Source organism: Pseudomonas sp. K8 (assembly GCF_014889455.1).
Taxonomy (GTDB): domain Bacteria; phylum Pseudomonadota; class Gammaproteobacteria; order Pseudomonadales; family Pseudomonadaceae; genus Aquipseudomonas; species Aquipseudomonas veronii.
Map to the genome: position 1 here is coordinate 20,918 of NZ_VJWO01000052.1, position 24,757 is coordinate 45,674.

25 protein-coding genes are annotated in these 24,757 nt (G+C 62.3%); 13 read left to right on the forward strand and 12 right to left on the reverse strand.

Features of this window, described 5'->3' with window-relative positions; all coding sequences use genetic code 11:
• Positions 1-6: 6 nt before the first annotated feature.
• Positions 7-1,749, forward strand: coding sequence for an ABC transporter substrate-binding protein (locus INT12_RS25730; RefSeq protein WP_046487167.1), 1,743 nt, complete (start codon positions 7-9; stop codon positions 1,747-1,749).
• Positions 1,750-1,869: 120 nt separating this feature from the next.
• Here the strand turns inward: INT12_RS25730 and potE are convergent, their stop codons facing one another.
• The 3 genes from potE to INT12_RS25745 form a co-directional block, all read right to left on the reverse strand.
• On the reverse strand, positions 1,870-3,198 hold the full coding sequence (gene potE / locus INT12_RS25735; RefSeq protein WP_046487170.1) for a putrescine-ornithine antiporter: 1,329 nt from the start codon (positions 3,196-3,198) through the stop codon (positions 1,870-1,872).
• Positions 3,199-3,540: 342 nt separating this feature from the next.
• Positions 3,541-3,972: a hypothetical protein gene (locus INT12_RS25740; RefSeq protein ID WP_193040565.1), complete on the reverse strand. Its 432-nt coding sequence runs from the start codon at positions 3,970-3,972 to the stop codon at positions 3,541-3,543.
• A 147-nt stretch (positions 3,973-4,119) separates the two neighbouring features.
• The gene (locus tag INT12_RS25745) at positions 4,120-5,268 is read right to left on the reverse strand and encodes an aldose epimerase family protein (RefSeq protein ID WP_046487173.1); all 1,149 of its coding nucleotides are present in this window, start codon (positions 5,266-5,268) and stop codon (positions 4,120-4,122) included.
• Between the two features lie 138 nt (positions 5,269-5,406).
• Here INT12_RS25745 and INT12_RS25750 point away from each other — a divergent pair, with 138 nt between their 5' ends.
• Complete coding sequence (locus tag INT12_RS25750) at positions 5,407-6,174, forward strand: SDR family NAD(P)-dependent oxidoreductase (protein ID WP_193040566.1); 768 nt, start codon at positions 5,407-5,409, stop codon at positions 6,172-6,174.
• A gap of 6 nt (positions 6,175-6,180) precedes the next feature.
• Here INT12_RS25750 and INT12_RS25755 read toward each other — a convergent pair whose 3' ends face one another.
• Positions 6,181-6,783, reverse strand: coding sequence for a glutathione S-transferase family protein (locus INT12_RS25755; RefSeq protein WP_104902968.1), 603 nt, complete (start codon positions 6,781-6,783; stop codon positions 6,181-6,183).
• Positions 6,784-6,897: 114 nt separating this feature from the next.
• Between INT12_RS25755 and INT12_RS25760 the strand changes: the two genes are divergently transcribed.
• Together INT12_RS25760 and yghU are read left to right on the forward strand one after the other, a co-directional pair.
• A complete protein-coding gene (locus INT12_RS25760; RefSeq protein ID WP_193040567.1) occupies positions 6,898-7,824 on the forward strand; it encodes a LysR substrate-binding domain-containing protein in 927 nt (308 codons plus the stop codon).
• 81 nt (positions 7,825-7,905) lie between these two features.
• Positions 7,906-8,742, forward strand: coding sequence for a glutathione-dependent disulfide-bond oxidoreductase (gene yghU / locus INT12_RS25765; protein ID WP_193059073.1), 837 nt, complete (start codon positions 7,906-7,908; stop codon positions 8,740-8,742).
• Positions 8,743-8,754: 12 nt separating this feature from the next.
• Here the strand turns inward: yghU and INT12_RS25770 are convergent, their stop codons facing one another.
• On the reverse strand, positions 8,755-9,627 hold the full coding sequence (locus INT12_RS25770; protein WP_046487180.1) for an undecaprenyl-diphosphate phosphatase: 873 nt from the start codon (positions 9,625-9,627) through the stop codon (positions 8,755-8,757).
• A 179-nt stretch (positions 9,628-9,806) separates the two neighbouring features.
• On the opposite strand from INT12_RS25770, the gene INT12_RS25775 reads away from it, so the two are divergent.
• The gene (locus INT12_RS25775) at positions 9,807-10,313 is read left to right on the forward strand and encodes a GNAT family N-acetyltransferase (protein WP_026139989.1); all 507 of its coding nucleotides are present in this window, start codon (positions 9,807-9,809) and stop codon (positions 10,311-10,313) included.
• Here the strand turns inward: INT12_RS25775 and INT12_RS25780 are convergent.
• Entirely contained in the window at positions 10,310-11,254 is a 945-nt protein-coding gene (locus INT12_RS25780) for a GlxA family transcriptional regulator (protein WP_046487182.1), read from the reverse strand. The genes INT12_RS25775 and INT12_RS25780 overlap by 4 nt on opposite strands.
• A gap of 173 nt (positions 11,255-11,427) precedes the next feature.
• Between INT12_RS25780 and INT12_RS25785 the strand changes: the two genes are divergently transcribed.
• The 3 genes from INT12_RS25785 (at position 11,428) to INT12_RS25795 (ending at position 13,943) form a co-directional block, all read left to right on the forward strand.
• Positions 11,428-12,027 carry a TetR/AcrR family transcriptional regulator gene (locus INT12_RS25785; RefSeq protein WP_046487185.1) on the forward strand — a complete coding sequence of 200 codons (600 nt, stop codon included), beginning with the start codon at positions 11,428-11,430 and terminating at the stop codon, positions 12,025-12,027.
• A 26-nt stretch (positions 12,028-12,053) separates the two neighbouring features.
• Positions 12,054-12,731, forward strand: coding sequence for a type 1 glutamine amidotransferase domain-containing protein (locus INT12_RS25790; RefSeq protein WP_126587228.1), 678 nt, complete (start codon positions 12,054-12,056; stop codon positions 12,729-12,731).
• A gap of 87 nt (positions 12,732-12,818) precedes the next feature.
• Positions 12,819-13,943, forward strand: a complete 1,125-nt coding sequence (locus tag INT12_RS25795) for an alkene reductase (RefSeq protein WP_193040568.1) — start codon at positions 12,819-12,821, stop codon at positions 13,941-13,943.
• 59 nt (positions 13,944-14,002) lie between these two features.
• On the opposite strand, the gene INT12_RS25800 is transcribed toward INT12_RS25795, so the two are convergent.
• Both INT12_RS25800 and INT12_RS25805 read right to left on the reverse strand, forming a co-directional pair.
• The gene (locus tag INT12_RS25800; RefSeq protein ID WP_193040569.1) at positions 14,003-15,001 is read right to left on the reverse strand and encodes an NAD(P)H-quinone oxidoreductase; all 999 of its coding nucleotides are present in this window, start codon (positions 14,999-15,001) and stop codon (positions 14,003-14,005) included.
• The gene (locus tag INT12_RS25805; protein ID WP_102618859.1) at positions 14,998-16,230 is read right to left on the reverse strand and encodes a YbfB/YjiJ family MFS transporter; all 1,233 of its coding nucleotides are present in this window, start codon (positions 16,228-16,230) and stop codon (positions 14,998-15,000) included. Before INT12_RS25805 ends, INT12_RS25800 begins: the two co-directional genes overlap by 4 nt.
• Positions 16,231-16,341: 111 nt before the next feature.
• Here INT12_RS25805 and INT12_RS25810 point away from each other — a divergent pair, with 111 nt between their 5' ends.
• A complete protein-coding gene (locus INT12_RS25810) occupies positions 16,342-17,217 on the forward strand; it encodes a LysR family transcriptional regulator (RefSeq protein ID WP_102618858.1) in 876 nt (291 codons plus the stop codon).
• 77 nt (positions 17,218-17,294) lie between these two features.
• Positions 17,295-17,681, forward strand: a complete 387-nt coding sequence (locus INT12_RS25815) for a DoxX family protein (RefSeq protein ID WP_102618857.1) — start codon at positions 17,295-17,297, stop codon at positions 17,679-17,681.
• 54 nt (positions 17,682-17,735) lie between these two features.
• Here INT12_RS25815 and INT12_RS25820 read toward each other — a convergent pair whose 3' ends face one another.
• The 4 genes from INT12_RS25820 to INT12_RS25835 form a co-directional block, all read right to left on the reverse strand.
• Complete coding sequence (locus INT12_RS25820) at positions 17,736-18,554, reverse strand: alpha/beta fold hydrolase (RefSeq protein WP_017846687.1); 819 nt, start codon at positions 18,552-18,554, stop codon at positions 17,736-17,738.
• A gap of 90 nt (positions 18,555-18,644) precedes the next feature.
• Positions 18,645-20,036, reverse strand: a complete 1,392-nt coding sequence (locus INT12_RS25825; protein ID WP_046487206.1) for an alginate export family protein — start codon at positions 20,034-20,036, stop codon at positions 18,645-18,647.
• Between the two features lie 10 nt (positions 20,037-20,046).
• Positions 20,047-20,943, reverse strand: coding sequence for a glyoxalase (locus INT12_RS25830; protein WP_193040571.1), 897 nt, complete (start codon positions 20,941-20,943; stop codon positions 20,047-20,049).
• Positions 20,944-21,054: 111 nt separating this feature from the next.
• Positions 21,055-21,366 carry a hypothetical protein gene (locus INT12_RS25835; RefSeq protein ID WP_046383038.1) on the reverse strand — a complete coding sequence of 104 codons (312 nt, stop codon included), beginning with the start codon at positions 21,364-21,366 and terminating at the stop codon, positions 21,055-21,057.
• Between the two features lie 216 nt (positions 21,367-21,582).
• Between INT12_RS25835 and INT12_RS25840 the strand changes: the two genes are divergently transcribed.
• The 3 genes from INT12_RS25840 to INT12_RS25850 are packed head-to-tail and all read left to right on the forward strand — an operon-like array spanning position 21,583 to position 23,733.
• Positions 21,583-22,227, forward strand: a complete 645-nt coding sequence (locus INT12_RS25840; RefSeq protein ID WP_026139985.1) for a secretin and TonB N-terminal domain-containing protein — start codon at positions 21,583-21,585, stop codon at positions 22,225-22,227.
• Positions 22,224-22,769 carry an RNA polymerase sigma factor gene (locus INT12_RS25845; protein ID WP_017846682.1) on the forward strand — a complete coding sequence of 182 codons (546 nt, stop codon included), beginning with the start codon at positions 22,224-22,226 and terminating at the stop codon, positions 22,767-22,769. Before INT12_RS25840 ends, INT12_RS25845 begins: the two co-directional genes overlap by 4 nt.
• A 37-nt stretch (positions 22,770-22,806) precedes the next feature.
• Complete coding sequence (locus INT12_RS25850) at positions 22,807-23,733, forward strand: FecR family protein (protein ID WP_193059074.1); 927 nt, start codon at positions 22,807-22,809, stop codon at positions 23,731-23,733.
• The last annotated feature ends 1,024 nt before the right edge of the window (positions 23,734-24,757 follow it).

Below are 24,757 nucleotides of genomic sequence, written 5' to 3' on the forward strand. Positions count from 1 at the left end.
GTCTCTATGTTCGATAAAAACAATAAGCTGCGACATAGCATTTCATTGGCCGCCGTACTGGCCCTCAGCGGTTTGAGTGCCACGGCCTGGGCCGATGCGTATGAAGAAGCGGCGAAAAAATGGATCGGCAGCGAGTTCAAGCCGTCGACCCTCACGGCCGACCAGCAGCTCGAGGAACTCAAGTGGTTCATCAAGGCCGCCGAACCGTTCCGTGGGATGAAGATCAACGTGGTGTCGGAAACCCTCACCACCCATGAGTATGAATCCAAGGTGCTGGCCAAGGCCTTCAGTGAAATCACCGGTATCAAGCTGACCCACGACCTGCTGCAGGAAGGCGATGTGGTGGAAAAGCTGCAAACCCAGATGCAGTCCGACAAGAATATCTATGACGGCTGGGTCAACGATTCCGACCTGATCGGTACGCACTTTCGCTACGGCAAAACCGAATCCATCACTGACCTGATGGCCAACGAAGGCAAGAACTTCACCTCGCCGACCCTGGATATCAAGGACTTTATCGGTATCTCCTTCACCACCGCGCCGGACGGCAAGATCTACCAGTTACCCGACCAGCAATTCGCCAACCTGTACTGGTTCCGCGCTGACTGGTTCGAGCGGCCGGAGCTGAAAGCCAAGTTCAAGGAAAAATACGGCTACGACCTCGGCGTGCCGGTGAACTGGTCGGCCTATGAAGACATCGCCAAGTTCTTCAGCGAGGACGTCAAGGAAATCGACGGCAAGCGCATCTATGGGCACATGGACTACGGCAAGAAAGACCCGTCCCTCGGCTGGCGCTTCACCGATGCCTGGTTCTCCATGGCCGGTGGCGGCGACAAGGGTTTGCCCAACGGTTTGCCGGTGGACGAGTGGGGCATTCGCGTCGAGGACTGCCACCCGGTGGGCTCCAGCGTGACCCGGGGCGGCGACACCAACGGCCCGGCCGCCGTGTTCGCCACGCAGAAATACGTGGACTGGATGAAAGCCTACGCACCGCCGGAAGCGGCGGGCATGACCTTCTCCGAATCCGGCCCGGTGCCGTCCCAGGGCAATATCGCCCAGCAGATCTTCTGGTACACCGCGTTCACGGCCGACATGACCAAGCCGGGCCTGCCCGTGGTCAACGCCGACGGCACGCCGAAATGGCGCATGGCGCCGTCGCCCGTCGGGCCTTATTGGGAAAAGGGCATGAAGAAGGGTTATCAGGACGTGGGTTCCTGGACCTTCCTCAAGTCGACGCCTGAAAAGCAGAAGCTCGCGGCCTGGCTGTACGCGCAGTTCGTCACCTCGAAAACCGTGTCGCTGAAGAAAACCATCGTCGGCCTGACGCCGATCCGTGAGTCGGACATCAATTCCCAGGCCATGACCGACCTGGCGCCGAAGCTTGGCGGCCTGGTGGAGTTCTACCGCAGCCCGGCCCGGGTCGAGTGGACCCCGACCGGCACCAACGTGCCGGACTATCCACGCCTGGCGCAACTGTGGTGGAGCAACATTGCGGCGGCGGCCAGCGGCGAGAAAACCCCGCAACAGGCGCTCGACAACCTGGCCAAGGAGCAAGACGCGATCATGACGCGCCTGGAGCGCTCCAAAGTGCAACCGGTGTGCGGTCCGAAAATGAACCCGGAACGTGACGCCCAATACTGGTTCGACCAGCCCGGCGCGCCGAAGCCGAAACTGGCCAACGAGAAACCCAAAGGCGAAACCGTGGCCTACGGCGACCTGCTCAAGCAGTGGGAGGCGGCGCGTAAATAATCAGTTCAGGCAAACGCGGTAAATACTGTAGGAGGGGGCTTGCCCCCGATAGCGGTGGTTCAGTCAATACACGTATCGACTGGCGCAATCGGGGGCAAGCCCCCTCCCACATTTTGATCTTCATCTGCCAGGGGAATCTGCCGGTTCCCCGACAAACCGCTTGGCCAGGAAGCCATACAACAGATACCCGAACGCCAGCACCAGCATCGCGCCAAATACCGCCTCTTCACCGCAGGCATAAATCGCATACAGCGAATACCCCACGGCCACCAGCACCACCAACGTATTGCGCGCCTGCACCGTCGCGCTGGCGTGTGCCTTGTACATCATCACCAGCAGGCCGGTGAGGGCGGTCACGTAGGGCAGCAGGTTGGTCACCACCGCCAGGTTCACCAGTTTGCTGAACTGCGCGCTGGCGCTGGGCGAGATGGTCGACAAGGCAATCAGGCTTTGCAGCGTGGCACACGCCAGCAGCCCCAGCACCGGTGCATTCGCGGCGCTGATGCGGCTGAAAAAACGCGGAAACAGGCGTTGGTCCGCCGACATCTTGGCCGTTTGCGCCAGGGTGAATTGCCAGCCCAGCAACGAGCCGATACAGGCCACCACCGCCAACGCCATGATCAGCTTGCCGACCCAGGGGCTGAACATCTGTGCGTAAACCAGTGCGAACGGTGCGGAGGACGCCGCCAGTTCGGCATTGGGCACGATGCCCTGGATCACCGCGGTCGACAGCACATACACCACCGCCACCCCAAGCGTGCCGAGCAGGCAGGCCAGGGGCACGGTGCGGTTGGGGTTCTCCACCGCGTCGTAGCCCTGGGCGGCCGACTCCATGCCAAGAAACGCCCACAAGGTCAGAGGAATACTCGCACTGACGGCGTCCCACAGGTGCCGTTGGTGTGGGTTCCAGGCGGCCGTGAACACCTCGGGCTTGAAATAGAACCAACCGATCACGCAGAGTCCCGCCACTGGAATGATCACGCCCCATACCGTGACCACTCCGATGCGCCCGGTGATGCGCGGGCCGCCGAAGTTGGCCACGGTGGTCAGCCAGATCAGCGCCAGGCTGCCGACGAACAACGGTCCCGGCCCGCTGCCCAGCCACGGAATGAATGACGACAAATAACCCACCGCCGAAATCGCAATCGCCACATTGGCAATGATCAGCGACAGAAAATACAGAAACGAACACAGGAAAAACCCCGACTTACCGTGGGCCTCCTCGGTATACGCCGACATCCCACCGCTGCGGGTACAGAACAGCCCGCATTGAGCGAAGCCGTAGGCGATCGCCATCGAACCGAGCGCAGTGACGACCCACGACAGCAGTGAAATCGCGCCCAGTTGCGCCATGCTGGCCGGCAACATGATGATCCCCGAGCCCATCATATTGATCGCTACCAGGGTGGTCAGGCCCAACAGGCTCATCTTCTTGCTTGGTGCGGCCATCCGGAACTCCTTGTGATCAACGCAAAACCTGAACTGTGCTTTCGCTGCGCCAACCCTGCGCGGCGGCAGTCGGGCGACATCGTCACGCGCAGGATGCCCGTCTCGGTGCGACGGTGTTCGGCTTTGGTGGTGAAGGCGCGTTATTCGATCAAGCGGCTATTCATCGTGGGCCATGCTGATCCCACTGATGAAACTTGCGCAAGGAAAAAGCCGAAATAGGCAGAATTGGCGTAGGGACAGCGGCGTCCCAGGGTAGGACGCTCGCTACTGCGCTCACTCAACGGTTCGATTTATCACCCCGACGCCTGAGCCGCACATTCAAGGGCGGCTCAAAGGGAGGGATCAGGCCATGGCCTGCGGTTGGATGCGCAGTTCGCCGTCGACATCCTTGGCCAACCCACTGGCCAGAAACAACGGGGCGAGGCGCTTGTGCAAATGTGGCTCGACAAACTCCTTCACCGTCGGCAATGCCAGCACACCACTGAGCGGCAACTCCGCCTTGGTGTACGACAACCACGCCTTTTTCAACATCAACAGCACATCGCTGCCGGCCGTCGAGGCAAAGCGGCGGTGGGTGGGTTTGGTGTCGAGGTTGAAGGTGTGCTGGAACTCATAGCCGGTTTCCTCCCCGCCAGCGGCAGCACAGCGCACGCAGGTGCAGGGGCCGTCGCCGAATGCGTTGCGCAGGTAGGCGTTGAAGTCCACCACGGGTTTGAGTGACAGACGCTTATCCACCTCGAACAGGTCCCCGGTCATTTTTTCGTCAGTGTTCAACGTCCAATTCCTTGCTGGTAGGCGGCTTTTCAAAGCGCGGCACAATAGCAGCCAAGCACGGTTTTGGGGACTATTTGCATCACATTAGCGCCGGACGCCGGCTTGCCGGCGACAGCGTTTCGGTCGCCGGCAAGCCAGCCGCCATCCTCAATCGGCGGAAAACTTCAAGATGGTGCGCTGGGTGTAGGTCTGCCCGGGGTCCAAGCGTGTCGAGGCAAACGTCGGTTGGTTCGGCGCATCGGGAAAGTGCTGGGTCTCCAGTGTGAAACCGCTCCAATGCAGGTAGGTTTTGCCTGCCTTGCCCTTCACCGAGCCATCGAGGAAGTTGCTGGTATAGAACTGCACCCCAGGTTCCGTGGTGTAGAGCTGCAAACGGCGGCCGGAGGCGGGGTCGTACACGTCGGCGGCGAGTTGCTTGATGTCGCCCTGGGTATCCAGCGCCCAGTTGAAGTCAAACCCGCCCTGTTTCGGCTCGGCGAATTTGAGTTGCGGATGCGTGTCCTTGATGTGCTGGCCGATGGCGGTGGGCTGGAGAAAGTCCATCGGCGTGCCCTTGACCGGTGCCACTTCGCCGGTGGGAATCAAGGTGGCATTCACCGGCGTGTAGTGGCTGGCGTGCAAGGTCGCCACCTGCTTGAGGATGTCGCCGTTGCCCGCGCCAGCGAGGTTGAAATAGCTGTGGTTGGTGAGGTTGAGCACCGTCGGTTTGTCGGTGGTGGCCTTGTAGTCGATGTGCAATTCGTTGTTGTCGTTGAGCCGATAGGTGACTTCGGTGGTCAGGTTGCCGGGAAAGCCCATCTCGCCGTCCTTGGACAGGTAGGTCAGGGTCACGCCGACCGAATCCTTGTCCTTGACGGGCTTGGCTTGCCACACGCGCTTGTCGAAGCCCTGGGCGCCGCCATGCAGCGAATTGGGACCGTCGTTGAGCGGCACCTGATAACGCTTGCCGTCGAGCTCGAACGCACCGCCGGCCAGGCGATTGCCGAAGCGGCCAATGGTCGCGCCAAAAAACGCCGTACCGCGCTGATAGCCCTGCACATCATCGAAGCCGAGCACCACGTCCTCGACCTTGCCGTGCTTGTCCGGCACTTTCAGCGCCTGCAACACGCCGCCATAGGTGATGACCGTGGCTTGCATGCCATGGCTGTTGCGCAATATGTACTGCTCGACAGCGGTGCCGTCGTTGGTTTTCCCGAAGGGTTTGTGTTCACTGGACAGACCGGCGGCCTGCGCGCCACCGCTGGCGATCAGCATGGACAAGGCGAGGCCGGACAACAGGTATCGAGGGTGCTTCATGGTCGAACTTCCTTTTGTTGTTTTGAGTGGAATAGTTCTACTAATGTGCGATATTTTGTCGGTGAGGCCGCAAATTTATAGCCTTAAACGCCGATTTCGTAAAATAAAATAAGACTAATTGATCGAGGCAACCTTGATATGAGTACTGAACAGGCCGTTTATCCCGACCTCAAGGGCAAGACCGTATTGATTTCCGGAGGCGCTTCGGGGATCGGCGAATTCATGGTGCGAGCCTTCGCCGGGCAGGGGGCCAAGGTGGCGTTCGTCGACCGCGCGCAAGGCCAGGGCGAGCGCCTGGCGGCGTTGTTGAGTGCCCAGGGGCACACCGTCGAGTTCGGTCACTGCGATATCACCGACGAGATTGCCTACAAGGCCGCGATTGCGCGCTTCGAATACGCCCTGGGGCCGATCACCGTGTTGGTGAACAATGCCGCCAACGACGTGCGTCATACCCTGGAGGAAGTTGATTCGGAGACGTTCGACAAGCTGATCGCGGTCAACCTCAAGCACGCCTTTTTTGCCGCCAAGGCTGTGGTGCCGATGATGAAATGTGCGGGTGGCGGTTCGATCATCAACCTGGGCTCCGTTGGCTGGATGATGGCCTCCGCCGGCTACCCGGTGTACGCCGCCAGCAAGGCCGCCGCCCACGGCATGACGCGGGCGCTGGCGCGTGAGCTGGGCCCGGACCGTATCCGCGTCAATACGCTGGTGCCGGGTTGGGTGATGACCGAAAAACAATTGACGATGTGGGTCGACGACGCCGCCAAGGAACTGATCAGCCGCAGCCAGTGCCTGCCTGGCAGCGTATTGCCGGAACACATCGCCAGCATGGCGCTGTTTCTCGCCTCGCAGGCGTCAGCGATGTGTTCGGCGCAGAACTTCATTGTCGATGGCGGCTGGGTGTAACTCCGGTCATTTGATGGGGTAGCGCTTGAAGGCCGGGTGCTGCTCCAGGCGTTCGGCGTGGCGTTGCACATGGGGGAACGCATCTGCCTTGACCACCGAGGCCACGGTGAACTGGCTGAAGGACCAGGCGACCGCTACCGTCAGCGAGGCCTGGGTCAGCGCTTCGCTGTCGGCCTGGCTCAGGTGTTTGTCCAGCAGCGTATACGCGGCCAGCAATTGCCCGCTGACGCGGTCGAGCCACGGCGCATGCTGCTTCTCGGCCGGCCGCAGGTTGTGTTCATAGACGATCTGCACGCTTTTCTCACAGGCCGCCAGGGCCAGCCCGAGCAACTGCAGGTCCTTGGCGCGTGCCGCCGGGGGCTGCGCCAGCAACTTTCTGTCAGCTGGCGCGAGGGCTTCGAGGTAATCCAGGATCAGGCTGGAGTCCATCAACACGGTCCCATCGTCCAGCACCAGGGTGGGCGCCTTGACCACGGGGTTGATCCGCGCGAATGCGTTGTAGGTGCTGAACACGGACAAGGGCTCATGCACAAAATCCACCCCGTACAGTTCCAGGGAAATGGCCACGCGACGTACATAAGGCGAGTCCAGCATGCCGACCAGTTTCATAAAGCCTCCTTGGTAATGGGTAGTTGGCAGGATTGGTTAATTTAGGTAACTTTAAATCGGCTGTAGGTCCTGCAATATCGATTATTTTTACCGTGAAAGGTTAGCTGAGCTTACATGAACGCATTTCCTCCCTTGACCTGCCTGCGCAGCTTCGAAGCCACCTCGCGATTGGGCAGCGTGACTTTGGCGGCCAGGGAACTGCACGTCACCCACTCAGCCATCAGCCAGCAGATCAAAGTGCTGGAAGAGCTCGTCGGTCTGGCCCTGTTCGTGCGCGAAGGTCGCGGCCTGCGGGTGAGCGAAGACGGGCGCCTGTACGCCTTGCAGATTCGCAAGGCGCTGGGAGATATCGCCGAAGCCACGCGCTTGATCCAGGCCCAACCCAAGACCGATGAACTGGTGGTCGCGGTGCTGCCCTCGTTCGGCTGCTCCTGGCTGGTCCCACGCCTGCCGACGTTCCAGGCGTTGTACCCGCATATCCGCATTCGCTTGCAAGCCAGCCTGAGCATTTCCAACCTGCATCAGGAATCGGTCGATATCGGCATCCGCATGGGCGAGGGCGATTGGGACGGCGTAGAGCAGCGGCTGTTGTTTCACGATGAAGTGATCGCCGTGGCCGCGCCTCATTTCAATCACGGGCAGTTGCCGCAGACACCAGAGCAGATCGTCGACAGCCCGATCATCCATAGCACCGAGTCCTGGCTGCCATGGTGCGAGGCGGCGGGCGTCGAGATGTCCGGCGAGCGCGCCGGCTTATGCAGCAATGACTCCAACCTGATCCTGGAGGCGGTGCGCCTGGGGCAGGGCATCGCCCTGGAGCGGCGCAGCCTGGTGCAGGACGCCATCGCCCGTGGCGAACTGGTGCAGCTCGGCAATATCAGTGTGCCCTACGCGTATCCCTACTGGCTGGTCTGGCCGCCCCGCGAAGGTTCGCACACCAAGCAGCAGGCGTTTTCCCAGTGGTTGTTCAAGGAAGTGGACGGCTATCTGGGGCAATTGAAAGGCGTTACCGATAAGTGTCCACCCAGCGCTCAAGGATGAAGGCTGGGTTGTGACGCAACCCCAACCTTTGGTTTAGTCTGGGTCGATTCGTTGACCTCAAGCACATCAGGAGTCGTGAGCATGACCGAATACGTACCCCCCAAGGTCTGGACCTGGGACACCGAAAGTGGCGGCACGTTCGCCAGTATCAACCGGCCCATCGCCGGGGCGACCCACGCCACGGTACTGCCGGTCGGCAAACACCCGCTGCAGCTGTACTCGCTGGCCACGCCCAATGGGCAGAAAGTCACGATCCTGCTCGAAGAGCTGCTGGCCCTCGGGCATACCGGCGCGGAATACGACGCCTGGCTGATCAAGATCGGCGACGGCGACCAGTTCGGCAGCGGCTTTGTCGCGGTGAACCCGAACTCGAAAATCCCCGCCTTGCTCGACCGCAGCGGCGCCACGCCGATTCGCGTGTTCGAGTCCGGTGCGATCCTGCAGTACCTGGCGGAGAAATTCGGGGCGTTCTTCCCGACCGAACCTGCGGCCCGCGCCGAGTGTCTGTCGTGGCTGTTCTGGCAGATGGGCAGCGCGCCGTACCTGGGCGGTGGCTTCGGGCATTTCTACGCCTATGCGCCGAGCAAGATGGAGTACCCGATCAACCGCTTTGCCATGGAAACCAAGCGCCAACTGGATGTGCTCGACAAGCGCCTGGCCGTGAGCGAGTACATTGCCGGTGACGACTACACCATCGCCGACATCGCCATCTGGCCCTGGTACGGTGGCCTGGTCAAAGGCCGCCTGTATGACGCGGCGCAGTTTCTTTCGGTGCAGGATTACAAGCATGTGCTGCGCTGGGCCGATGCGATCGAGGCGCGCCCGGCGGTGCAGCGTGGACGGCGGGTCAACCGGGTGTCCGGGCCGCTCGAAGAGCAACTGCCGGAGCGGCACGATGCACGCGATTTCGAGCGCTGAGGTCGATGAGGCTCAGCTCAACAACCCGGTGCTGACCGCGACGATCAGGAAGATCCCCAGCAGCGCGCGGTAGATCACGAACGGCCAGGTGGAGAACCGCTCCAGGAACTTCATCAGGCCCCAGATCGCGAAGAACGCCGAGACGCTGGCGACTACCAGGCCAAACAGCAAGTGCGGCCAGGCATGCACCGGCATATCGGCGTGCAGCAGCACCCACAGCTCCTTCAAGCCGGCGAGGGCGATCGCCGGCAGGCCCAGCAGAAAAGAGAAACGCGCAGCCTCTTCACGCTTGAAATTGAGGAACAGCGCGGCGGTCAGCGTGGAACCGGAACGCGAGACCCCGGGAATCAAGGCGCCAATCTGTGCGATACCGACGATCAACGCATCGCGCAGGCGCATTTCGCTCACCTCCCGCGTATGCCGCGCACGCAGTTCGGCGGCCGCCAGCAACACTGCCATCACCACGCAAGCGATGCCGATCACCATCAACCCGCGCAGCGGCGAGTTACAGGCATTCAAGGTCGACGACAACGCCAGGCCGGCAATGCAGATCGGAATGGTCGCCAGCACAATCGCCACCGCCAGCTTGAACCACTGATTGTTGTAGTCACCCTGGCGCACCGCGCCAATGCTGCCGCTGACCACCTGGCGCACATCGCGCCAGAAGTAACTGACCACCGCCGCCAGCGCCGCCAGTTGCATCGCCGCCGAAAACGCCGAGCCCGGATCCTGCCAGCCGAGCAGGGCGGGGACCACACGCATATGGGCGGTGGACGACACCGGCAACAACTCGGTAATGCCCTGGATCACGCCAAGGATGAAAATCTGCAGGTAATCCAGGGAGGCGAAGCCCACATCCAGGCCGGCGGAACAGACGTTGGTCAAAGTACATGTCCTTGAGAAAAAAGAGGCAGCCGGCGAAGTTTATTCGAAATGTTTCGAAGGTTCGGGCGAGGCGGCAGCTATCTGCAATCGATTCAGCAAGTAGAAAGGTTCATGCCGCTATTGGACTGGGGCAGCGTTTTGTGAACAATGGCGCCCTGCGTTTTTTCACCGAGAGCCTCATGCCTGAAACCACCGTCGAATTGATCCAGACCGGCCCGGAAGCGTCCGAGCTGATCCGCAATCTGTACCAGTACTACGCCTATGAATCCTCGGACTGGGAGCAGGAAGATGTCGAGGCGGACGGCCGTTTCTACATCCATGACGAACACCTGAACCGCTATTGGCACGACCCGCAGTGGAGCGCCAACCTGCTGCTGGTCGACGGTTATATCGCCGGCTTCCTGCTGATCGAAGGCAGTGAATTGCCGGGCATCGATGCCCTGGAACTGGCCGACCTGTTCATCCTCAAGCGCTACCGGCGCAAGGGCATCGGCAGCGCGATCGCCACCCAGGTGCTATGCAGCGGCGCGGCCAACTGGCTGGTGCGTTTCTATGACCAGGATGAAGTGTCCCAGGCGTTCTGGCGCACCGTGCTGGATAACCTGCCACGCCCGGTGCAGACCCTCGAGCTGGACGATGATCCGCAACTGACCAGTTACCTGATCACACGGGCGTCGTTGCACTAAACGCTGCGCTCGTTGAAAAAAGCCTGCTGCATGGCCTGGGGCGGCTGCCCGAAGGCACGCAGAAACGCCTGGCGCATGCGCTCGCGGTCGCCGAAGCCGGTTTCGCGGGCGACCACCTCGACCGGGTGGCGGCTGGTTTCCATCATCGCCCGCGCCGCTTCAACCCGCAGGGATTCGATGGCCTTGGCCGGTGTCTGCCCGGTTTCTTCGCGAAACACCCGGCTGAACTGACGCGGGCTGAGCCGGGCGACATCGGCCAGGGCTTCCACCGACAGGTCGTGGGTCAGGTTCTCGCGGGCATAGGCCAGGGCCAGTTGGATGCGGTCGGACTTGGGGTCCAATTCCAGCAACGCCGATAACTGCGACTGTTCGCTGCCCCGGCGCTGGGCAATCACCAGCTTGCGCGCGATACGCCGGGCGAGGTCGCTGCCCAGGTCGTTCTCCACCATTGCCAGCGCCAGGTCGACCCCGGCGCTCATGCCGGCGCCGGTCCAGATCTGGCCGTCGACGATGAACAGTTTGTCTTCTTCCAACTGAATATCCGGGTAGCGCTTGCGAAACGCCGGTGCGTGAATCCAGTGAGTGGTGGTGCGCTTGCCCGCCAATAACCCGGCCTCGGCCAGCACGAAGATGCCCATGCACAGCGAGGCGACACGCCGCGATTGAGCGGACGCGGCCTTGACCAGCGCCAGCAGGTTGGCCTCCGGCAGGCGAAATTCCAGGTAACCGCTGACGATCAGGGTGTCATAGCCCTGCGGCCGGATCGGCGTGGTGTTCACCGAGAACCCCTGGGACGTCATCACCGCGCCGCCGCTTTCCGACACCAGGTGAAACTCGTAGGCCGGCTCGCCGCGCAGCAGGTTCGCGCACTCGAACACCGAGCCCAGGCTGAGGCTCAGGGATTGGAAGTTCGGGTAAACCATCAGCGCAACGCTATGCATCGCCATACTCCAACGCGGGCGGGAGGGGCGATTGTCGGCGCGTGCCGGGAAAACGGCAACCGGGTTCGGCGCATGTCCGCAATCCTTGCGGATATGACATTGTGGGCGCCCGGCCCGGCTCCTAACATTCACCCCATGCACTAGACGACTGGTCTAATCGGACGGAGTGAAGCATGCACAGCGCCAGCAAAAGTCCACGGCAGACCATTCTCGACGCGGCGCAATCGATTGTCGGCGCCAAAGGGTTTTCTGCGGTGGGGTTGAACGAAATCCTGCAAGCCGCCGATGTGCCCAAAGGTTCGTTCTATCACTACTTCCACTCCAAAGATGCATTCGGTGTGGTATTGCTCGACCACTACTTCGATCACTACGTAGAAGGCATGACGCAACTGTTCGAGCAGCCCGGGTTGTCCCCGCGCGCCAAGTTGATGCGCTACTGGCAAGGCTGGATCGACAACCAGACCGGCTGCACCGACGCGGGCAAATGCCTTGCAGTCAAACTCGGTGCGGAAGTGTCAGACCTTTCAGAACCCATGCGCTTGGCCCTGGATCGCGGCACGTCGAGGACCATCGCCTTGCTTGCCGGCGCGATCGGGCGCGGCATCGAAGACGGTTCGCTGACCGTGGCGCAAGCCCCGCAAAGCCTGGCCCGGAGCCTGTATGCGTTATGGCTGGGGAGCAGCGTCATGAGCAAGATCACCCGTACATCCGCGCCGTTTGATCAGGCGCTGCTGCTGACCCGCCAGCTGTTGGGTTGCCCTGACACACACTGACCTTAACCCTATCGAGGCACTGGAACATGAAAGTATTAATGGTACTGACCTCTCACGACCAGCTGGGCGATACCGGGCGCAAGACCGGTTTCTGGCTCGAAGAATTTGCCGCACCGTACTACGTGTTCAAGGACGCCGGCGCCGATGTGGTGTTGGCGTCTCCGGCCGGCGGCCAGCCGCCACTGGACCCGGCGAGCGATCAAGCGGATGCGCAGACCGAACAGACCCGCCGCTTTGCCGCCGACCCGGCCGCGCAGCAGGCCCTGGCCAACACCGTCAAGCTGGACACGATCAACACCGCCGACTTCGACACCGTGTTCTATCCGGGTGGCCACGGCCCACTGTGGGACCTGGCGGAATCGCCGGTGTCCATCGCCCTGATCGAGGCGTTCGAGCGGGCCGGCAAGCCCATCGGTTTTGTCTGCCACGCACCGGGCGCCTTGCGCCACGTCAAGGCGGTCAATGGTGAGCCGCTGGTCAAGGGCCGTCGCGTCACTGGCTTCTCCAACGCGGAAGAAGCCGCGGTCGGCCTGACCGATGTGGTGCCGTTCCTGATCGAAAACGATTTCAAGGCACTGGGCGGCAAGTATGAGAAGGGCGCCGATTGGCAAGCCTTTGTGCTTGAAGACGGTTTGCTGGTCACCGGGCAGAACCCTGCCAGTTCCAGCGCTGTTGCCAAGGCCCTGCTGAAGCTCACCGCATAAGTTAATCAACGGTTTTAAACCTGCATGGATTGGCGGCTCTCAAGAGCCGCCAACGGTTTCGCTCGTCCTGAATTTGGAATCTTTCAAATGACCCACAGTGTTTTAAGTACCCCGATAAAACTCGGGCATCACACCTTGGCCAACCGCGTCGTCCTGCCACCGCTGACGCGTCAACGCAGCGCGCAACCCGGCGATGTCGCCACCGAGCTGATGGCCGAGTATTACCGTCAACGCGCCTCGGCCGGTTTCATGGTCAGCGAGGGCACCCAGATCGAGCCGCGCGGCCAGGGTTACGCCTGGACGCCGGGCATCTACACCCCGGCGCAGATCGACGGTTGGCGCACCGTCACCGACGCGGTGCATGCCGAAGGCGGGGTGATCTTCGCCCAGCTCTGGCATGTGGGCCGGGTGTCCCACAATGCGTTGCAGCCTGACGGCGCCGCGCCCGTCGCACCGTCCGCGCTGCAGGCCGAACAGGCGAAGGCGTTCATCGCCACCGGGCCTGGCCAGGGTGAACTGGTCCAACCGCCCGTGCCCCGTGCCTTGACCACCCTTGAGGTCAAGGCATTGGTCGGGCACTACGCACAGGCGGCACGCAATGCATTGGACGCCGGGTTTGACGGGGTGGAGATCCATGCGGCCAACGGTTACCTGGTCAACCAGTTCATCTCGGCCCACGCCAACCAGCGCGCCGACGAGTACGGTGGTTCGCTGCACAACCGTCTGCGTTTTTTGCGGGAGATTGTCGAGGCTGTGAGCCAGGTGGTCGGCCCGCAACGCCTGGGCGTGCGCTTTTCGCCGTTGTTCAGCGGCACCGATCAGGACCGCGTGTACATCGGCCTGGTGGAAGACGACCCGTACCACACCTACCTGGAAGCGATCAAGGTGCTGCAAGCGGCGGGCATCGCCTATGTCTCGATTGCCGAAGCCGACTGGGACAACGCCCCCGACCTGCCCGACACGTTCCGTCAGGCCGTGCGTGACACCTTCACCGGGCGGATTATCTACGCCGGGCGTTACACCGCCGAGCGCGGTGCGCGGTTGGTCGACGCGGGGTTGGCCGACCTGATTGCGTTCGGGCGGCCCTTCATTGCCAACCCGGACTTACCGCAACGGCTCTTCAATGGCTGGCCGTTGAATCCGCTGCGGGCGGAGGGGATGTATGGTGGCAATGAAGTGGGCTATATCGATTACCCGGTGCATGCCCAATAGGTCATTTCTTGTGCGAGCTGTCGGGCCCTGCCAAGGCCCGACAGTGACGGCATCAGGCGTCACGCCACCTGCAACACAATCTTGCCGATATGATCCCCACCTTCCATCCGGGCATGGGCCTGGGCGGCGTCAGTGTAGGCGTAGACCTTGTCGATGATCGGCAGGCAACGCCCGGCGGCCAGCACAGGCCATACCTGTTCGCGCAGCTGTTCGGCGATCAGGGCCTTTTCCTCGCGGGTGCGGGGGCGCAACAGTGAACCGGTTATCACCGCGCGTTTGCCGAGGATGGTCAGCAGGTCGACGTCATGCGCCTTGCCGCCGCCGAGAAAGCCGAGCATGACCAGGTGACCGTCCATGGCCAGGGCCTTGAGGTTATTGTTCAGGTACGAGGCCCCCATGATGTCGAGGATTACATCAACCCCCTGATCGGCGGTCTTCTGCGCGATGACGTCGGCGAAGTCCTGCTCGCGGTAGTTGATCGGTTCGGCGCCCAGCTTGGCGATGGCGGCGCATTTGTCGGCGCTGCCGGCGGTGGCGAAGGCCTCGATACCGAACTCGCGGCAGAGCATCAGCGCGGTGGTGCCGATGCCACTGGTGCCGCCGTGGATCAACACGCGCTGGCCTTTATGCGCGCCGGCGAGGCCGAACAGGTTGGACCACACCGTGAAGAAGGTTTCCGGCACGGCGGCGGCTTGAATCCAGTCCATGCCCTCGGGGATCGGCAACGCCTGGCTGGCGGGCACCGCGCAAAACTGGGCATAGCCGCCGCCGTTGGTCAGGGCACACACCTTGTCGCCAATGGCGTATGCGCTGACGCCGTCGCCGAGCGCCACCACTTCACCGGCCACTTCCAGCCCCGGAATCAGGCTCATGCCGGGTTTCAGCGGGTACTTGCCGGCGCGTTGCAAGGCGTCCGGGCGATTGACCCCGGCCGCCTGCACACGGATCAGGATCTCGCCGGGGCCCGCCACCGGTACGGCGACCCGCCGCGGTTGCAGGACGTCGGGGCCGCCGGGCTGGGTGATTTCGATCAGGGTCATTTCGTGCGGGAGCGTCATTCGAGAGTTCCTGTGGCGATGAGCGTATGGGTTGGGACCGCCTCTGACGGGCGGCGGTTCAGCAGGATCATGCCCAGTTCCAGCAGCAGCGCGACCACGATGGCCCCGGCCGCGATCATGAACAACAGGGCATGCTGGCCGCCGCTGCCGTTGAACAGCGCCGAGTAGGCAAAGCCTGCCAGCGCCTGGAACGTGGCGAAAGATACCGTTGCGCGGCTCCAGGCGAGCTGTTGATGGTGATGGTTGGGCACCAGCTCATGAACCCGCGCCAATGCCAGCGGTACGATACCTGGCGGGAACGAACCGAGGATCACCGCCAGCAGCGCCAACGCGGTGAACGAACTGGAGACCGGCAGCAGGCCGACCGCAGTCGCCTGCACCGCCAGCACCAGGCGGATGCTCAGGCGCGCACCGAGCGTGTCGGCGAGAAATCCATACGTGACCGGGCCGACAATCGCCCCCAGGCCGTACATTACCCAGATCATCGCCCCGACGTGCGGCCCGGCCCCCAGGCCACGGGCGACGTAGTCCACCAGGAACACCATGGCCGGCACCAGCCCGGCGGCCATGAACGCGTATTGCCCAAACAGCAGGTATACGCCCGGCGGGGTCGCGACGGACGCGTTGGCTTGCGGTGCCGCTTCATGCAGGGTGCCCGAAGGCCAGCCGAACCAGCTCGCTGCCGTCAATACCAGCGCCAACAGGCCCAGGCCGAACCACGTCTGTTGCAAACCCAGGCTCAACAACGGCGGCACAATCGTCCCGGAGCCTGCAATGCCCAGGCCGATGCCGAGGAAGATCGCGCCGCTGGCCAGGCCCCGACGCGCCGCGGGTACGTGGGGCAACACCGTCGCCGCCACCAGCACCATGATCGCGCCCCCGGCGATGCCCGACAGCAGGCGCCAGGCGAAGAACCAGAGCAACGACAAGGGAAAGCCACAGGCAAAGAACGCCAGGGTCACGGCCACCATCATCAGCCGCAAGGCGGCCGTGTTCGAGGTGCGCCGGGCGAGGGGCCGTCCGATCAGTGCGCCGACCAGGTAGCCCACCAGGTTGGCGGCGCCGAGGTACACCACGTCACTGGCGGCAAACCAGTGAGCCTGGATCAGCGAGGGGATCAGCGGGGTATAGGCGAAGCGCGCCAGGCCGATGCTGACCAGGCTGGCGCACAGGCCGGCGAAGATCGGTAACCACAGTGCGCGGCGGGGCGGGGTGTGAGTGTCGGGCATGACGGCGGTCCTGAGGGTTTTCTCTGGCGCTCAGCATAGCCCCGTTGCATGATGCAATAACGCTGCGAGTATGCGGCACATCGATGCATATATGCAGCATAAGGAGGGGGCATGAATTGGGACGATGCACGGGTCTTCCTGGCGGTGTGCCGCGAGTCGACCTTACGTGGCGCGGCGCGGGTGCTGGGGGTTGACCAGGCCACCGTCGGCCGACGGATCAACGCGCTGGAAAAGTCCTTGAGCGCCACTCTGTTCCTGCGCACCTCCGAAGGCTACGCGCTGACCGCCGTCGGCGAAGCCGCCCTGCGCAGCGTGGAAAAAATGGAACGCTCGGCCCTCGACCTGGAGCGCCAGATACAAGGCTTGGACGAACGCCTGACCGGCACCGTGCGGGTCAGTACCACCGACTCGTTGGCCATCGATTTCCTGATCCCGGCGATTGCCCGCTTGCACGAGCAGCACCCCGACGTGCGCGTGCATCTGGACGCGTCCACCCAGTTTCTCAGCCTGGCCAAGCGCGAAACCGACATCGCCGTGCGTAACATGCGCCCGGACAGCCCTGACCTGATCGCGCGGCGTATCGCACGTTGGCCGGTTGGGTTGTTTGCCTCCCAGGCTTATATCGATCGCCACGGCGCACCGGAGCCCGGCAGCCTGTTCGAAGGCCATGATCTGGTGGTGTACCACGCCTATCTGCAGAGCCAGAAGGACATGACCCTGGTCTGCGAACCCCTGGGCCGCGGCCGCATCGCGGCCACCCTGAGCTCCGGCCTGCTGGTGCGCCGTTCCATTGCCGCCGGCATCGGTATCGGTGAGATGCCGGTGTGTACCGGCGAACGCGACGGGCTGGTGCGTCTCTGGCCGGAGCGCACTCGGCCGATGCCTTACGACGTCTGGCTGGTGACCCACGCCGACCTGCGCCACACCGCGCGGGTGCGGGTGGTGATCGATGAAATCGTCGCGGGGTTTGCCGGCACCGGGGAGTGAGGTCAGCACACGCTTGCAAGCTCGCAGGTGTCTTTGCGCACACAATCGGCGGCAGTCATCTCACGGACAGGTCGCTTATGAACGAATCAAGAAATCAGGATGTGGGTCTGCTGTTTCTGCGGGTCAGCGGCGCACTGTTTCTGTGTTGGGTGCATGGCATGCCCAAACTGCTCAATTACAGCGAGCAATTGAAGCTGATCGAAGACCCGTTTCACCTCGGCGCCCACCTCACGTTGCTGCTGGCGATTGGCGCCGAAGTGCTGTGCCCGCTGTTGATCATCGCCGGGGTGCTGGTGCGCCTGGCCTGCCTGCCGATCCTCGCGGTGCTGTTGATCGCGATGCTGGTGGTGCACCCGGAGTGGACGTTGCTGGAAGGGCAGTTCGGCTGGCTGTTGTTGATCATTTTCACCAGCGTGCTGATCGCCGGGCCGGGTCGCTTCACCCTCGGTCAGCGTTTTGCCTGAGCAAAAAAAGGCCGGGCAAGCCCGGCCAAATAAGGAGAGCGGGGTCTAAGCGGTTCAGCGGTTCAGGAACGCCAGCAGGTCTTCGTTCAATGCCTGGGCGTGGGTCACTGCAAACCCGTGCGGCGCGTCTTTGTAGACCTTCAGCTCGGAACCCTTGATCATCTCGGCCGCTACCTTGCCGGTGGTTTCGAACGGTACGATCTGGTCGCCATCGCCGTGGATCACCAGGGTCGGCACGTCGATCTTGGCCATGTCCGGGCGGAAGTCGGTCTCGGAGAAGGCGGTGACGCAATCCACGGTCGACTTGAGCGATGCCAGCAGGGCGATCTGCAGGGTTTGCGTCAGTACGCCGTCGGAGACTTTCTGACCTTTGTTGATGCCGAAGAACGGCAGGTTGAAATCAGCAATGAACTGCGCCCGATCCTTCAGCAGGCCGGCCTTGATACCGTCGAACACATCGGTGGGCACACCCTGCGGGTAGTCCGGTTTCTGACCGAACAGCGGCGTCACCGCGCCCAGCAGCACCAGGCCGGCGACACGGGCACTGCCGTGGCGGGCGATGTAGCGCGCGACGTCGCCGCCACCCATGGAAAAGCCGACCAGGGTCACGTCCTTGAGGTCCAGGTGTTCGATCAGTTGGGCGATATCGTCGGCAAAGGTGTTGTAGTCGTTACCGCTCCACGGCTGATCCGAGCGCCCGAAACCCCGGCGGTCAAACGCGATGGTGCGAAAGCCGCGGCTGCTCAGGTATTCCATCTGGTATTCCCACATGTCGGCATCCAGCGGCCAGCCATGGCTGAACAACACGGGTTTACCGCTGCCCCAGTCCTTGAAGTAGATCTGGGTACCGTCTTTGGCAACGAATGTGCTCATGGAAAACTCCTTGGTTGAGGAACGAAAAACATCAGGATCACTATTGCCCCAAACCGGGCAACGGGCTTGTATGGGTGTGCTTGCTTGGGTTCACCAACTGAACTTGAGCTCTACCCCCAAATAATTACTGTCGTCGCCTCCGGCATCGCGCAAGGTCCGGCCGACTGCGTAATGCACCGCTTCAACCGCGCCGCTGAGGTTTGGCGTAAATACATAGTCGGTACGCAGTTGAGCGTAAGCGCCGGTCCAGCGATCACCCTGGCCTGCGGTGCCGGCGACCGGCAAGTTCGGCTGGGTGTAGACCGCGTCGCTGGTGGTCTGCCGCCAGAGCAGGCCGACGGCGGTCTGCACGCTCAGCTTGTCGACAGGCTGAACGGTGATCGAGGGCTTGACGTGAATCAGGTTGCTGTAGCCCGTATAGCCCGCCAGGGAAAAATAGTAGCCGTTGGGAAACAGCGGGTTGAAAGTGCCGAGGGTGCCGTCGCCGGTTTTACGGTCGCCCGAGGCAATATCCAATTGCAGGCCGATGCGCGGTTTCCACGCCAGGCTATCGAAGGTGTATCCGGTGCGGCTGCCGCCGGCCCAGGCGCGAATGTCCTTGTGGCCTACCGAGCCGCTTTGCAGCATGGCTTCGATGTCCCAGTCGAAACCCTGGGCCGCCCCGCCCAGGCGTGCGTCGACGAAATGCCGGGTTTCATCGCCGTCCGCATCCAGATAGTGCGCGGCGCTGCGCTCATACACGCCGTAGTAGGCTGACAGTTCATTCTTGCCGCCTACCAGTCGCTCGACCCGCAGCATATGAAAGCGCGCATCGCTGTTGGATGTGTCGTCGAAGTGCCGCCCGTCCTGATACTGCACCGGCTGGCTGGCGATGCCGATAAAGCGCCACTGACGGGTCTCCCAGTCGGCCCACAGCGCATCAAAGGATTGCCGCACATTCGGGCCGTCCCGCGACGAGATGAAACGCTGCAAGTCAAAGGCAAAGTCCTGGCGGCCGATACGGCTCTTGAAGGTGCCGGCGTCGAAGGTGTTGATGTATTCGGCGAAGGCCAGGCGCAGGTCCACGCGGTTCTGATCGGCGCCGCCGATCGTGGTCTTGTCGTAGGCCCGCACATCTTCGAGTTGGGTGAACACACGCCAGTTTTCATTCAAGTGCAGGTCGGCATGGACCTGGAAGCGTTGGAGCAAGTAGCTATCACGGGCCACATTGTGTACGCCAAAACCGCTGGCATCGTTCATCTCGAAGCGCTCGCGCAATGTTGCGCCGAGGGACAGGTAGGTGAATGGGTTGGCGCTGGACAGCGGGAGGTACTTCAAGCTGTCCAGTGGCTGCGTGCGCAGCGCCGGATCGCTGAGTACGGACCAGTCTTCCTGCCAGCGGTTGGTCTTGATCGCCGGTCGCGTGGCCAACTCGTCTGCATGGCCACTGCTGGCGAGCAGCGGCCACAGCACAGCCAGGCCCCAGCCGGTGCGTCGAGTCATTGGCATGGGCTCAGTGCACCGTATTGAGCTGGTGAATTTCCGCGATATAGCCGCCCGGGAATTCAATCAGCGCGCTGCGCCGGTTTTTACTGGTGAAGGCCGGCACCAGCACTTTGGCACCCGAGCCGGTGGCTTTACCGAGCGTGGCGGTCAGGTCCGCCACTTGGTAGCCGGTGGTTTCATGCCCAAACGGGTAGGGCAGTTGGCCGTTAGTGACCAGCACCGTCATGCGTCCGAACGGCGATTCGATCTCGACGCGCCGGTAGGTGCCGCTGACCTGGCCCACGTCGACCGCGGATGCGTGCTTGTCATCGGCCAGCACCTTGCCATGGGAGAAGCCCAGGAACGACCGGATGAACGTGTCGGCCCGATCGGCGGAGAGGTAAACACGGTTTTCCGGTAGGGTCTGGAACGCCGCGTAGTCTGGGGTCTTGGTGTGCCAGTAGAGCTGCATGTTCACACCACCTGGCCATTGGATCACCGCGTCCCGTCCAATCGGGTCGGGAAAGTCGCTGACGATCACCGCCGCACCGTTGTCCCGGGCGGCTTTGAGCGCTGCGTCCATGTCCTTGACCAGATAGCCGTTGCGTTCCTGGCCGAACGGATGCGGGATGGGGGTGGTGAAGCCAAACAGCGACACCGTGCCTGCCGGCGTCTGCAGCAACTGCGAGGTGGTGCTGCTGGGCACCGGCAGCACATTCACCACCACCTGGGGCGTGCTCCTGCCGCCGAAAGTGGCGAGGAAGCTCTGGGTGAAACGGTCCACATCGGCCGGGGCGACGTACACATGGCTAGTGTCATATTGCGGTGCCACGGCGACCGCTGGCGTCGCCGCAAAGGCGCAGTTCATCATGGCGCCGGTCAACAGCGTCAATGCCAGCGATACCGTTCTCACTTTTTTGTACATGCCTACTCTCCCGCCTTTTTGGAAAGTCAGGAGATTAGGGGCTAGGGCAGCCAAGCGAATTGTATGGGCGTGCTCGGTTGAGCGGTTCAGCCTTGATGGCTTGTCAGAGGTTCAAGGCCGCTGCGGTTTGACCGACGTCCCGAACGTATTGCCCATGCGAATGCTGGTCGCCGCCGGGGTGGACAGTCCCACCTGATTCGGCGGCCGCTTCTGCACCGGTACGTTCTGCGCCTCGCGGTTTTTCTGCGCCGCCTTGGCCGCGTCCGCGTTGTTGCCCATCTGCTGGCCCAGGCAGCCATAGTCGGGAGCCTTATAGCCATCCACCGTCACCTCGGTGCAGCCTTTGGCGGCGGTTTCGGCGTGGGCGAGCAGGGGCAGCGCGGTACACAGCAACAGGCTGGCGAGGGTGGGGAGTCGCTTCATGGGGCCTCCTGGCGGGCCTGGGGAATTGGGCCGATAAGGCTTGAAAGTGTAGTGCAGCGGGTTTCCCATCACCGTGATGTTTTTTTTGCTATCACCGTAACATCAGGTTCATAAACTGGCCTCAGGATGACGGTTTTCAAGGACACGTCGGCCGTGCAGCGATGCAGAGCGGGGGGGGAACAGTGGGGCTTGCGGCGCGCCATCGGTGCCCTGGCCTTGCTGTTGCTGCTGGCGCTGGGGACCCCGGCGAGGGCAGAGCCGCCGCTGTTGATACTGGACCTGCCAGCACAAGATCTGGAACACGCACTGCAAGCGTACAGCCGCGCCACCGGCATGGCGGTGCTGGTCGACCGTGAACTGACGCGGGGCCGGCGCTCCATCAGCGTGCGCGGGCGCTTCACGGCGCAGGAGGCTTTGGCGATGTTGCTGACGGGGAGTGGCCTGATGGCGCGCTATGCACGCAGTGACGCATTCACCTTGCAACTGCCCGCGGTCAGCCAACCTCCTGTTACCCGTGGTGCATCGGCACGCAACGCAGCACGGATCAACAACAGCTATGCCGCGGCGTTGCAACAGGCGATCGAAACCAGCCTGTGCCGTTCGCCGTTGACCCACCCCGGCAGCTTCAGAGCGCTGGTGCAGGTCTGGGTCAGCCCTCAGGGGTTGATCGAATACAGCCGGTTGGTCAGTTCCACCGGCGATGAACAACGCGATGAAGCCCTGGTGCGCAGCCTGGGCGCTGCCCGGGTCGAACGCCCGGCGCCCAGCTCGCTGCGCCAGCCGGTGACTTTACTTTTGATGCCCGACACAACAGGAACGCGCATGGAATGCACAGCAGGGAAAGGAGCCTGGGGCGGATGAAAGATTCCGGGCACAGCACGATGGTCAGCCTGTTCCTGGCGTCCTACGAGGAGTTCAAGGTGCGTCTGCGCAAGCGCCTGGGCTCGGAAGACCTGGCCAACGATGTGCTGCACGAAACCTACCTGCGCGTCGACCGCATGGACATGCCGCCGAACCTGGCGCAGCCCAATGCCTACCTGTACCGCATGGCCTTGAACATCGCCGCCGATCGCCGCGAAGCCGACGCCCGGCTGTTGACCGGCAGCGAAGTCGAAGAGCTGCTGCAAAGCGCCGACGAAGCCCAGGACCCCTCGCGGGTAGTGGGCGGGCAGAAAGAAATCCAGTCCCTGGTCAAGGCGCTCTACGAACTGCCGGCGCGCCGTCGCAAGATCCTCATCGCCGCGCGCCTGGAAGAAGCGCCGCACCTGGAAATCTCCCAACGTTTCGGCATTTCCACGCGCATGGTCGAAAAGGAAATCAAGGCCGCCCTGGGCCACTGTGCCAAGCGCCTGGAAAGAAAAGTGATCCAGCGGTTCGGTCCCGGGGCCGGAAAACCGTCTTAGTGTTGAGTCCCTGATAAATCCGTGAGTATTTGCGCGCTTGAACATTTTTAGCCTCTCCACCGCCCGGGCAACCCCCGCCAGCCCATTGCACGATGAAGCCCGCGACTGGCTGCTTCTGCTGACCTCGGGCCGCGCCACCGTAGCCGATGCCAAGGCCCTGAAAGCGTGGTGCGCCCAGAGCCCGGAGCATGCCCAGGCGTTCGAGCAGGCCAAGACGTTATGGCGGCAAGTGGGCACGGCGGTTGAACAGGCGCAGCCCCCGCGCCATTTTGGCCGGCGAGCCTTCCTCGGCGGCGCAATAGCGGCGTCGGCGGCGTTGGTGATGGTGGGCGTCGGCGCCCCGGGTGGGCTGGCCGGCTTGACCGCGGACTATCGCACCGCGGTCGGCGAGCAGCGCCAGGTACTGTTGAGTGAAGGCGTGAGCCTGGAACTCAATACCCAGACGCGCATCAGCCGGGTGGGGCAGGGGATCGAATTGCTCGAAGGCGAAGTCGAAGTGCTCGCCCACGTGGCCCAGCCGCTCAAGGTCCAGGCCGGCGCCGGCTGGGTCAGTGCGGCGCAGGCGCGGTTCAATGTGCGGCATACCGATCGCAACGTGTGCGTCACCTGTATCGAAGGGTGGCTGTCGGTGGATGTCGCTGGACGCACTGTGCATATGGAGAGTGGCCGACAACTCACCTATGGCGCCGCCGGGATCGGCGCGGTGGAGACGGTGGACGCCCAGGCGGTGGTGGCTTGGCGCGAGCAGGTGCTGGTGTTCAACAACGCGACGCTGGCGACGGTGGTGGACGAGATCAATCGCTACCGGCCGGGGGTGTTGGTGTTATTGAACAAACAACTGGGCCAGCGCCGGGTGCAGGCGCGGTTCAGTTTGCAGCAGTTGGCGGGGGTGGCGTTGTTGATTCGTGATGCGTATGGGGCGAAGTGTACGGAATTACCGGGGGGGGTGGTGTTGTTGAGTTAGGTTGACCGGGCATTTTTTTGGATTGGATTGAGTACATATCCGTTATTTAGGTTACGGCGGCTTATGGTTCCGCTCTTACAGCGGGTCACTTTGGAAAAAAAGCCCCAAAGTAACCAAAGGGCTCCTGCCCCACCACTCGGTGCCTCGCCTAAGATCAAAAGCCAAAGCGAGGCGGCCTTATAGCCGACCTGATCCTGGAAGCCGAACCGGGTCAAAAATGTGGGAGGGGGCTTGCCCCCGATAGCAATATGTCAGCCACTACATGCATGACTGATCCACTGCTATCGGGGGCAAGCCCCCTCCCACATTTGGATCTCCATAGATCAGATAGACCTTGCTCTGCTTTTGCTCTGCTTTTGATCTTGATCTTGATCTTAGGCGCCCCGTAAAACCACTTGGTGCCTCGCCTAAGATCAAAAGCCAAAGCGAGGCGGCCTTATAGTCGACCTGATCCTGGAAGCCGAACCGGGTCAAAAATGTGGGAGGGGGCTTGCCCCCGATAGCAATATGTCAGCCACTACATGCATGACTGATCCACCGCTATCGGGGGCAAGCCCCCTCCCACATTTGAATCTCCATAGATCAGATAGACCTTGCTCTGCTTTTGCTCTGCTTTTGATCTTGATCTTAGGCGCCCCGTAAAACCACTTGGTGCCTCGCCTAAGATCAAAAGCCAAAGCGAGGCGGCCTTATAGCTGACCTGATCCTGGAAGCCGAACCGGGTCAAAAATGTGGGAGGGGGCTTGCCCCCGATAGCAATATGTCAGCCACTACATGCATGACTGATCCACCGCTATCGGGGGCAAGCCCCCTCCCACATTTGGATCTCCATAGATCAGATAGACCTTGCTCTGCTTTTGATCTGCTTTTGATCTTAGGCGCCCCGTAAAACCACTTGGTGCCTCGCCTAAGATCAAAAGCCAAAGCGAGGCGGCCTTATAGCCGACCTGATCCTGGAAGCCGAACCGGGTCAAAAATGTGGGAGGGGGCTTGCCCCCGATAGCAATATGTCAGCCACTACATG

Bases quoted from the DNA above. Each gene is read 5' to 3' on its own strand.
- INT12_RS25730 (WP_046487167.1), top strand. From the start codon at position 7: ATGTTCGATAAAAACAATAAGCTGCGACATAGCATTTCATTGGCCGCC.
- potE (WP_046487170.1), bottom strand. From the start codon at position 3,198: ATGGCCGCACCAAGCAAGAAGATGAGCCTGTTGGGCCTGACCACCCTG.
- INT12_RS25745 (WP_046487173.1), bottom strand. From the start codon at position 5,268: ATGAAGCACCCTCGATACCTGTTGTCCGGCCTCGCCTTGTCCATGCTG.
- INT12_RS25750 (WP_193040566.1), top strand. From the start codon at position 5,407: ATGAGTACTGAACAGGCCGTTTATCCCGACCTCAAGGGCAAGACCGTA.
- INT12_RS25755 (WP_104902968.1), bottom strand. From the start codon at position 6,783: ATGAAACTGGTCGGCATGCTGGACTCGCCTTATGTACGTCGCGTGGCC.
- INT12_RS25760 (WP_193040567.1), top strand. From the start codon at position 6,898: ATGAACGCATTTCCTCCCTTGACCTGCCTGCGCAGCTTCGAAGCCACC.
- yghU (WP_193059073.1), top strand. From the start codon at position 7,906: ATGACCGAATACGTACCCCCCAAGGTCTGGACCTGGGACACCGAAAGT.
- INT12_RS25775 (WP_026139989.1), top strand. From the start codon at position 9,807: ATGCCTGAAACCACCGTCGAATTGATCCAGACCGGCCCGGAAGCGTCC.
- INT12_RS25780 (WP_046487182.1), bottom strand. From the start codon at position 11,254: ATGCATAGCGTTGCGCTGATGGTTTACCCGAACTTCCAATCCCTGAGC.
- INT12_RS25785 (WP_046487185.1), top strand. From the start codon at position 11,428: ATGCACAGCGCCAGCAAAAGTCCACGGCAGACCATTCTCGACGCGGCG.
- INT12_RS25790 (WP_126587228.1), top strand. From the start codon at position 12,054: ATGAAAGTATTAATGGTACTGACCTCTCACGACCAGCTGGGCGATACC.
- INT12_RS25795 (WP_193040568.1), top strand. From the start codon at position 12,819: ATGACCCACAGTGTTTTAAGTACCCCGATAAAACTCGGGCATCACACC.
- INT12_RS25800 (WP_193040569.1), bottom strand. From the start codon at position 15,001: ATGACGCTCCCGCACGAAATGACCCTGATCGAAATCACCCAGCCCGGC.
- INT12_RS25805 (WP_102618859.1), bottom strand. From the start codon at position 16,230: ATGCCCGACACTCACACCCCGCCCCGCCGCGCACTGTGGTTACCGATC.
- INT12_RS25810 (WP_102618858.1), top strand. From the start codon at position 16,342: ATGAATTGGGACGATGCACGGGTCTTCCTGGCGGTGTGCCGCGAGTCG.
- INT12_RS25815 (WP_102618857.1), top strand. From the start codon at position 17,295: ATGAACGAATCAAGAAATCAGGATGTGGGTCTGCTGTTTCTGCGGGTC.
- INT12_RS25820 (WP_017846687.1), bottom strand. From the start codon at position 18,554: ATGAGCACATTCGTTGCCAAAGACGGTACCCAGATCTACTTCAAGGAC.
- INT12_RS25825 (WP_046487206.1), bottom strand. From the start codon at position 20,036: ATGACTCGACGCACCGGCTGGGGCCTGGCTGTGCTGTGGCCGCTGCTC.
- INT12_RS25830 (WP_193040571.1), bottom strand. From the start codon at position 20,943: ATGTACAAAAAAGTGAGAACGGTATCGCTGGCATTGACGCTGTTGACC.
- INT12_RS25835 (WP_046383038.1), bottom strand. From the start codon at position 21,366: ATGAAGCGACTCCCCACCCTCGCCAGCCTGTTGCTGTGTACCGCGCTG.
- INT12_RS25845 (WP_017846682.1), top strand. From the start codon at position 22,224: ATGAAAGATTCCGGGCACAGCACGATGGTCAGCCTGTTCCTGGCGTCC.